This is a genomic window from Halopenitus salinus (genome assembly GCF_042662125.1).
Lineage (GTDB): Archaea > Halobacteriota > Halobacteria > Halobacteriales > Haloferacaceae > Halopenitus > Halopenitus salinus.
Map to the genome: position 1 here is coordinate 1 of NZ_JBHSXL010000007.1, position 8,507 is coordinate 8,507.

An 8,507-nucleotide genomic window follows, 5' to 3' on the forward strand; every position below is an offset into this window, starting at 1 on the left:
TCCCCTCGGCAAAGTCGTTTTCCTCCAGGTGATCGGTGTCGCTCGGTCCCGTCGACGATCCACCGTGGAATTTACACCGACCGCCCTGGGATCCCGGCGTTCCCCAGCCCGCCGGGAGCCCGCACGGTTCCCCGCGGTTATTGGTCGCCCCGCAAATGTCACCGTATCGGCGCCCTGTATCGCCCGATTTTGAGGAGCTCATAATACTTTCAAAAAGGAATAGGGTTCCCTTATGGGGTAAGTGTTTGTCTCGAAACCCGGCGCGTCGGCCGCTCTCCTCGGCAAAAGCGGCGTCTCTTTTCTTCTATGGCCTTTCGTTTTGACGTCCATGGGGTTGTTCATAGGATCCGGGCGTTCATGGGGTTGTTCCGTATATCCGTCGTTGCCACTCCTCGCCGGGGCGTCCGAACCCGGTTCGTGTCGGTCAATCAGCCGGATCCGGTGGTCGGTTCCCCCCAGGATCGGCGCGTGTCCCTGGCGTCGACGGCGTCGATCCCGCTCGGACCGGTTCGGGAGTGTCCGAACCCTCGCGGTTCGTAAAGTCCCACGTATAGATACTACTACGTGCAACTTGACGAACTTCCGTGTCCGTCAACTCCTCGAGGTCGACGGGGTCTAATTCAGCCTCGCCGTGTTCGCCGAGCCGGTGTAACCCGTCGTCGATCCATACAACACGGCGCCCGTCCTCGGTGTCCTGCATCCGCTCGAGGACATCCCGGTCGCGAAGCTCCTCCAGGTGGGAAAACGCCTGCTGGCGTGAGAGGTCGACCGCCGGGTGGTCGACGATCGCCTCGGTGGTCGCGGTTCCCATATCCTCGAGCGCGGTAAGGACATCCCGCATCCCGTCGCTCCAGGTTTTGAGTACACGCCCCTCGCTGGCGATCGGGACCCATTCGGGGAGTGTATTCGTATGGGTATAGACGACGGCGCCGTTCCCGTCCCGGCCGAACCGCATTACCGCCTGTAGGGTGTCGTGCTCCCGCATATGGGTCAAAATCTTCTCGCCGATCCCGGTGTATGAGAGGTCGGCACCTTTCCCCTCGCCCCGTTCGACGGTTTCCCCAGCGTAGGCGCCCCACTTCTTGATGTATCCGTCCCCGTAGTGGTTCGACCCTACCACCGCCCCCAGTCGCTTCTCCTTAAACTCGTTACTCCCGAGAACGTTCCCGTAGTGTTTCGTCTCGTCGACGTACTCGAGGAGGCCCTCGGCGTCGTATTCGTGTTCCGCGGTCGTGGTCGTAATGACACCCGGCTTTTCACCGTGCACTTTGGCGATCGCCTCGAGGAGCGCGCCGTCCTCCTCGGTATTGACGTGGTCGGGCGAATTGTAGGGTTTCACGTACTCGGTGGTCGGCACGATATTCAGATTCAAAGCGTCCCGAAGGTACTCGGTCCGCTCCCCGTCCTGGAGCACTTGACGGTGGGTTAACCGCTCCCCGAGTGACAGCTCCCACATTCGTTTCGTCGGCGTTCCATCTAATGCGACGGTTCCGGTGGTATAGTCTAACGCCGGTGGCTGGAGGATCGATACGGAACCGTTCGCCCGGTTAAAGATACCGAGCCCGTGCTCCCCAAGGTCCGCACGTTCAAACCCGTTCTCGAGGTCGTCGCTCGCGAGGAGCGTAAAGACTGCCAGGGGAGCGGTCGCGTGTGCGTTCCGATCGTCGAACACTCGGGTTTCGTCCGGTTCGATCCCGTTCTCCTCAAACCATAGAAGGGCGTCCGATCGGCGGCTTTCATCGTCCCGATTCTCGAGGAGGTCGGTGTAACTGTCAAACGGGATCCCGCCGGTCGTCTCCAGCCAATACGATACGGCGCCCTGGAGCTCGGGACCGAGAACGGTTTCAAACGCCCCGTTTGGGTGTTCGTCGAATACCACCGTTCGCCCGGTCGTTACCTTCGGCTTGTAGGCGTGGGTGTAGTGCCCGATTAGAACATCGATCGGGATGTCCTCCTCGGGGTCACCACTCCCGTCCGTTTCAGGGTCAAAGTCCCATTTAGCGGCGTAGGTACACCGGTGTCCCTCTTGTGCCTGGCACGGGAGCGCTCGACCGAGTACCTCCTCGGCGAACGCATGGATCGCTTTCGGTGTCGCTCCTCGGTTGTACCACCCGCGAACCTTCTCGGCCCAGTCCTCGCCGTGCTCGCCGTTCGCCGTCTCACAGTCGCGGGTAAACGACGGGAGGGTCTTGTAGGTCAAACCGTGCTCCTCGCACCATTCGCGGAGCTGATCGTACTGTTCCTTTCGCCCCCGTCCCGTGAGGATCGTCACGGGTTCGTCCGTCTCGGCGGCGGCTTTGATGGAACCGTAGGATTTGCCCATCGTCGGGAGCGCTTCAATCAGTACCCGATCCCCGGAACCGTAGGCGTCGGCGATCGCGTCGGTGGTTCGGTCGCGGACGTCATCGATCGTGAGGTCCGTCTCCTTGGCGGCGTGTCTCCAGTCCCACCCGCTCGTCGCGGTGGAAAGGTCGCGAACACTCGGCGGGAGAACGGTCATATGCTCGGCCGTGTCGGTCGTGTCGTACTCGGGGATCGGCGCCCCGGCGTCTCGGGCGGCGTCGACGGCGTCCCACCAGTCGGACCCTTCGAGCCGGTCCCACGGGTGTCGGATAATCCCCTCCTCGGCCGCAAAGAGCCCGAGGAGCCCGAAGCTCTCGCCCTCCTTGTGGTCGTGAAACACCGGTTCGTCCGCCGGCGCGTGTAGGCTCTCACCGCTTTCACTTGAGCGGTAACTGGGATCGAACGTGCGCCACCCGGTCGCGTCCTCGCCGGTCGTGCGGGTTCGGAGGGGGAGGTCGTGAACCCGGAGCCGGTCGACAGCCTTCAACACGTCCCGAATATCCTCGGCGGTGTCGTTACTCCCGGTCACCTCGGGATCGTACTCCTCGAGGTCGGACCGGTCCCGGTCGGTGTCGTGGCTAATCCGGTCTTTGTCCTCGTATCCGTTCGCCTCGAGGATCGATCGAAGGGCGTCGGCGTCCCACTCGGCGAGGTCGGTCGGTGTCCCGTCGACGTGCTCGCCCGTCGTCACGCAGACGTGCTTATTCGCGTATATCTCGACGGTCGGCGGGGCGTCGTTCGCCCCCCAGGGTTCGGTGTCTATGTCGAATACCGCTTGCCCCTTCCCGTCGATCGGGAGCCCGTCCGGGGCGTGATAGTAGGCGTGTGCTCCCGCCCCCGAGGTCGACACGTCGGCATACGTCAGCCCCAGGTGCTCGAGGATCGCAACAAACGCCGGGTGTACCTCGCCCGTTTCGGGATCCCGGACGTCGTCACCGTCGACGAACGCAAACGGATCGCTCTCCCGTTGGATGAACACCCGCCCCCCGAGCTGGTGATCGTCCTCGGCGAGCGCGACGGTGTCACCGTCGACGTAATGATCGGCGATCCCCCACTTGTATCGGGCGTCCTTTTCGTCCTCGCCGTCCGGGTGGTCGGCGTCTCCCCACGGCGCGAACGGGAGTTTTTCGCCCTTCAGTCGGCCCATCCATTGCTCCCGCTCGAGGAGCGCCGGCGGGTAGGTGTCCGGTTCGGTGGTCGTAAAGTCGGCGTCACTCCAGGAACCCCATTCGGTATTGACGTCCACCGTGTCCGTCTCCCCGCTCTCGGCGTTTTCGGCCGATTCATTCGGCGAGGAACCCGATCTTTCCGTCTCAACCCCAGGGTTCGGGCGGTCGGGATCGGTGTCCATTCCGGTGGTTTCGGGCGATTCTCCCGATCGGATCGCGGTATGTGGATCGTCGCTCTCGAGGGCGTCCCGGACGACGTCCACCCAGCGATCGGGATCGGCGCCGGCGTGTCCGACCGCTTCGATCGCGGTCGCGTCCGGATTCAATCGCAGATACTCGGCGAGCTGTGCTTTCGTGTCGTCGTGGTCGTTACTCATACAGATACCTCCAGAAAGTCCTTTGCGTGAACCGAACACCGAACGCTAACCTTCCGGACGTGCTCGGGATCGCAGATAACGATCGGCTCGCCCTCGCGGTCACACGTCTCACACGTCGGCGTGTGGTCGTATCCGTCGCGAGCGTGATTGATCCGTGCCGTCTCCTCGGCTCCCGTTGAAGGGCTCTCCTCGTAGTGGTCGCGGTCGATCCGTCCGTCGTTGGTGTCGTATTCGTGCATTCGTGCGGTCGTGTAGCCCGTGCGGGGGCGAATCGGGGACGACGACGACCGGACGATCAGAAAGAACCTTAGGCCCGGACCGTGTATGTCCGGGTAGAAGGCCTTTCCGCGCCTTCGTCCCACCAACATCCTTCGACGGCGATAGGACCGAGCCAGGTACCAATTGACTCCGGTCCCGCCGTCGTTCGATTCTACCTATCCCATAGCAACGGCACCATACCCTAAAAAGACCCGCGATCCGGGCCATTAGAAGGGTGAGCGCCGTCCTGGAGGAGGTCACGAACCGCCTCATCGTAGTTCGAGAGCTCGCGATCGTGCTTGTACTCCCGAAGGGCGTCCCGTGTCTCCGATCCCAGGGTAATGCTGGTTCGGTCCATTACAGATTAGGCTATGTGTCGGTGTGACCAAAAGTCTTCCCGTTCCCCTGATAGATAGGTGGGCATACACCCATCCACGGCAATTAGAAATCAATTAGATTACGGCACCATACGTCCGGTTAGTGGTGGTTTTCATCCATTCCCATAGGACACCTATGGGATCATCATACTCCTGGTATGTCCTGAGTATAATCAGGGTGTAGGGGAGTAATCCCCTGGGGGCGACCGGACGGATTGACGTCCTCGGCGTCTCTCCCCGCGTGTTTCGGCGACTGGGATCGTGCGTACTCCCGGTGTAACTACGGTCTTAACCAACACGCACGGCTCGGGACGTCCGACTGTTGGTTAACGCGGGTGTCGAGAAAAGCGGTTACTCGTCGACGACGGTCGCCTCGCTCGGCGGGGCGATCTCCAGCTCCTCGGCCCCGCGTTCGATCTCCTCGCGGGTGGTCCCCGTCGCGTCGGCGAGGGCGTCGGTCAACTCCTCCAGCGTAAGCGCGTCCTCGGGTGTGTCGTGTGACATAGTTAGACGACGGCGTCGATCCATCGGCAAAAGTCGTGAAAGTCATTCGCGCCGGCCTGGTCGGCTATATCCTGGAGGGTTCCGATCGGGATCGGGTCACCCTTCGGGACCGTTACCGTCCGCACCTTCCCCGTATCGGGGTTCTTGTATCTAAGAGTCGTGTGGCTCCCCTTCCCACCGACCGGGACGAACCCGTGTTTCGATAGGCCTTTGATTATCTCGTCGGACGAAAACGTCGTTCGGACCACTATTCAAGCCAGGGCGGCCGTCCGGCCTCGCCGATCTCGGCGTCGATCCCTTGCTCCTCGAGGTATGCCTCGGGATCGTCGATCGGGGTCCCTTCCCCGCGGTGGCTCTCCAGGGCGTCGGCGAGCTCGCGAAGGGCGTCGCTTTCGGTGGAACCGAACGACGCAACACCGGTTTCGACGTGTCGCGCCGTTACCCGGCCGTCGTCCTCCCGAATAAACTCGACCTTATCCCGTCCGGGGGGATCTGCGACGGTTGCCATACTAACAGATACGCCGGGGTAGTGATGTAAACTTTCGGTAGAACCCTCAAAGCCATTTTTCCAAAGCCTCGCGCGCCCGTGTAGGTCCGGCAAAAAAATGGGGTCTTACCAAACATCCGAACACACGGAAAGGCGGCGTGTTAGGTAAGACTCGGGGCGTTACCCGAGAGCCGCGTCGATCCCAGTTCCGAGCATTCCACCACCGACGGCGGCAAGGATCCCGATCCCGAGGAGGGCGTAATTCGCGATCGGGTTCGCCGCCCGTGCCACCTCGAGCGAATAGTGCGGTCCGTTCGCCCCGAACGGCTCGACACCCATCGGCGTGAGCGCGTCCGCGGCGATATGCGAGCCGATCGCGACGGCGCCGGTCGCGAACCCGAACAGCCCGCCGGCGAGCGCGAGGGGAGCGCCGTATCCGGCCGCAAGGAGAAACCCACCCGCGCCGGTCACGAGCCCGATAAGAACCGCAAACTGAACCGTGTGTGTCGGTCCCCGGTGGGGGATACCCGGGATCCTCATATCGAGGTCCGGGACTGTAGCCAACCCGAGCGTTACCAGGGCGCCGGCGACGGCCGGGACGTCGAACCCGCCGGCGAGGGCGATCGTCGCGAGCGGGGCGTACCCGAGGAGGGCGGCCCCGTAATGGCCCTTCTTGTGCATCGGTTACTCCTCGCCGTCGTCGACGTCCTCGAGGAGCGCGCGGGCGATCCGAACCTGTGCCTCAAGTCCCGGTTCGACCGACCCCAGCTCCCCGCTCTCGGCGGCGTCGACGAGGTCCCGTAACTCCTCGGCGTCGGTGTCGTCGGCGAGCGTTAACTCGAGGTCGCCGCTTTCGACGGCGTCCGCGAGGTCCCCGGCGGGATCGATGTGTCGGGGGTCACTATCCGGGACCGGCTCGGGACCGTCGCCGGCGTCGGTCGGGGCGTCCTCCTCGGGCGTGTCGTCGTCGCGGGTCACGGATCGACCACCTCGACGATCCGATCCTGGGGGAGGAGGATCGACGTGTCCTTTTCGCCGTCGTCGCCGTCGACGATCACACGAACCCGGCCGGCGGCGTCACCGCCCCGAACCCGACCGACCACCGTCGTGTCCGTTCCGGGGAGGAGAGCCCGAACACGGGAGCCGCCGGACCAAGGCCCCACCCCGCGAGCGTTTTCGCCGATCATAGCCCCAGCTCCTCGCGAACGGCGTCGTCGCCCGTATAGGTCCATTCACCGTACCCACCCTTTGCGATCCCAGGGACGTCCCCGAGGTACCGGTCGAGGGCGTTCCACATCGTTCGGGCGGATCCCCACTCGTCGGTGTACTCGGGGTATATCTCGTCCTGGAGCTCGCCCGTTTTCGTCGTTCCGTGCTCCCGAAGGTATCGGAACACATCAAGAACCGCCGAGCGGCCGTGTTCCGTCTTTGGCGGCGTGTCCGTCTCCTCGAGGTACTGGCGGACCTCCTCGGCGAGGTCGTCGCTCTCGTCGCGTGTGCGCCCGCTCTCGGCGTTCGTGGCATCCGCCGGTGTCTCGGCCGCGGGTTCGACGGCGTCGGCTCTCGCGTCCTCCTCGCCCGCTCTCCAGTATATCACCGTCCGACCGGTCTTTCGCTTATCCACCTCGCCCCGGTCGTATAGGCGCGTGAGTTTTTGCCGAGCCGCTTCGGTCGTACACCCGAGTCGATCGGAAACGTCACTCGAGGTTACCACCGGTCCCCGTATCTCGTCGAATACGTCCCGGACGTCCTCGAGGGTCACCGTTTCGACGAACGTACCCGCCTCGGTTCGTTTTCGTTCCGGCATACCTCGGTATTGACGTCCGGATCCCTTAGTCCTATTGGTGGAACCCAATAGGTTAACCCAATGGGAAATACTTATTACCTTTTGGCTACTACCAATAGGTAGAGACAAACCGGTTCCTCGGGGCGTTTTGAAAGCGCCCGCGTGCTGGAACACGCGAGCCGGGTTGTCTCGGGAGAGAAAACCCATGTCTGCATACGATACCCGAGCCGAAGGGCGTACCGGTTCCGAACACACGATCGTCGTCGAGGAGGGTCCTCGGTGGAAAGGTCCGTTTGCTGAATACGACAAGTACGGGGAGCCGACCGGCGCCGAATACGTCCGGTGTACCGGGTGCGGTGTCGAGGTCCTCGAGGGCGATACCCGTCACGCCACCCACCGGGACGGGTGCGACGGTCCCGAGGAGTAACTCCCCCAGCTCCCGAACGTTCTTTTTTGCTTTCCGGTCCACCGTCGCGCGAGCGCGCGCCTGAAGGCCGTGCGAAAATCGATCGTCGACGGCGTCACCGAGCCGGTCTTAACCAACACGGCGGGCGTCTCTTAACCAACACGCGAGCCGGTCGGTCCCGTAATGGTTCCTTTTCTCGACACCTTCCGTCGACGATCCGCGTCAGACATACATCCGGTCGGTTAGATAAACGATCGAACACGGGCGAGGGCGGCGGGATCGGGATCCGCCGGCGAGGGCGTCCTGGGGTCACGTATTGGGACCATACGTGTTATCCGAATACGTGGTCCCACCGGCGTCCCTATTGGTCGGTTCCGTCCTGAAAGGCTGGGTATAACCGGAGCTCCCGACCGATCGACCGTTCCCGCCGTGATATGGCACGTTCCGCTCTCCAGGCTGGGTTTTCCTTGTATACGGTGTACGTCTCCCCGTTGTGCTCTCGCTCCTCCTCGATCACGATCCCGCGAGCCCCGTCGACCGGATTCTCGGGCGTCCCGAACGCGTCCCCGGCCGCTCGGTGCCATAGAACCGACAGCGTCGCGTTCTCCTTAATCAGTCGCTCCCGTCGGTCCTCCGGGACGTCCGGCGCGTGCTCCTTTGCCGTCTCTCGCATACACTCCCGAAGGTGCTCGACGTATGCTTTCGTCTCCCCGTCGAACCGTTCGTATGCTTTTCTCCAGTCGCTAAACCCGCCGTGTATCTCGGCGTTCGTGTTGCCTTTGGGAGCTCCTCCGCCGGCG

The 8,507-nt window shown here is 63.1% G+C and carries 13 protein-coding genes; 1 reads left to right on the forward strand and 12 read right to left on the reverse strand.

All coding sequences use genetic code 11. The annotated features are described in order from the left end of the window. The 11 genes from ACFQE9_RS08220 to ACFQE9_RS08270 all read right to left on the reverse strand — a co-directional run. Positions 1-202, reverse strand: a 202-nt coding sequence (locus ACFQE9_RS08220) for an HGGxSTG domain-containing protein (RefSeq protein ID WP_379743080.1), incomplete at its 3' end; no start/stop codon positions are given. Positions 203-424: 222 nt separating this feature from the next. Further along, positions 425-3,889: a hypothetical protein gene (locus ACFQE9_RS08225; protein ID WP_379524699.1), complete on the reverse strand. Its 3,465-nt coding sequence runs from the start codon at positions 3,887-3,889 to the stop codon at positions 425-427. Then, positions 3,886-4,128, reverse strand: coding sequence for a hypothetical protein (locus ACFQE9_RS08230; protein ID WP_379524700.1), 243 nt, complete (start codon positions 4,126-4,128; stop codon positions 3,886-3,888). Before ACFQE9_RS08230 ends, ACFQE9_RS08225 begins: the two co-directional genes overlap by 4 nt. A 221-nt stretch (positions 4,129-4,349) precedes the next feature. Further along, a complete protein-coding gene (locus tag ACFQE9_RS08235; protein ID WP_379743083.1) occupies positions 4,350-4,505 on the reverse strand; it encodes a hypothetical protein in 156 nt (51 codons plus the stop codon). A 370-nt stretch (positions 4,506-4,875) separates the two neighbouring features. After that, a complete protein-coding gene (locus ACFQE9_RS08240; protein WP_379524701.1) occupies positions 4,876-5,028 on the reverse strand; it encodes a hypothetical protein in 153 nt (50 codons plus the stop codon). Between the two features lie 2 nt (positions 5,029-5,030). Continuing rightward, entirely contained in the window at positions 5,031-5,276 is a 246-nt protein-coding gene (locus ACFQE9_RS08245) for a type II toxin-antitoxin system HicA family toxin (RefSeq protein ID WP_092735461.1), read from the reverse strand. After that, positions 5,276-5,536, reverse strand: coding sequence for a type II toxin-antitoxin system HicB family antitoxin (locus tag ACFQE9_RS08250; RefSeq protein ID WP_092735462.1), 261 nt, complete (start codon positions 5,534-5,536; stop codon positions 5,276-5,278). Before ACFQE9_RS08250 ends, ACFQE9_RS08245 begins: the two co-directional genes overlap by 1 nt. A 159-nt stretch (positions 5,537-5,695) precedes the next feature. Beyond that, positions 5,696-6,196: a metal-dependent hydrolase gene (locus ACFQE9_RS08255; RefSeq protein ID WP_379524694.1), complete on the reverse strand. Its 501-nt coding sequence runs from the start codon at positions 6,194-6,196 to the stop codon at positions 5,696-5,698. A gap of 3 nt (positions 6,197-6,199) precedes the next feature. Further along, positions 6,200-6,493 (reverse strand): hypothetical protein, encoded by a 294-nt coding sequence (locus tag ACFQE9_RS08260; RefSeq protein ID WP_379743087.1) that lies wholly within the window; start codon positions 6,491-6,493, stop codon positions 6,200-6,202. Next, positions 6,490-6,702 carry a hypothetical protein gene (locus ACFQE9_RS08265; RefSeq protein ID WP_379524696.1) on the reverse strand — a complete coding sequence of 71 codons (213 nt, stop codon included), beginning with the start codon at positions 6,700-6,702 and terminating at the stop codon, positions 6,490-6,492. The genes ACFQE9_RS08260 and ACFQE9_RS08265 overlap by 4 nt, the downstream gene beginning before the upstream one ends. After that, the gene (locus tag ACFQE9_RS08270) at positions 6,699-7,277 is read right to left on the reverse strand and encodes a hypothetical protein (protein WP_379743090.1); all 579 of its coding nucleotides are present in this window, start codon (positions 7,275-7,277) and stop codon (positions 6,699-6,701) included. Before ACFQE9_RS08270 ends, ACFQE9_RS08265 begins: the two co-directional genes overlap by 4 nt. A gap of 229 nt (positions 7,278-7,506) precedes the next feature. Between ACFQE9_RS08270 and ACFQE9_RS08275 the strand changes: the two genes are divergently transcribed. Beyond that, complete coding sequence (locus ACFQE9_RS08275) at positions 7,507-7,728, forward strand: DUF8118 domain-containing protein (protein WP_092735464.1); 222 nt, start codon at positions 7,507-7,509, stop codon at positions 7,726-7,728. 340 nt (positions 7,729-8,068) lie between these two features. Here ACFQE9_RS08275 and ACFQE9_RS08280 read toward each other — a convergent pair. Then, on the reverse strand, positions 8,069-8,507 hold a 439-nt coding region (locus tag ACFQE9_RS08280), incomplete at its 5' end, for a hypothetical protein (RefSeq protein ID WP_379743093.1).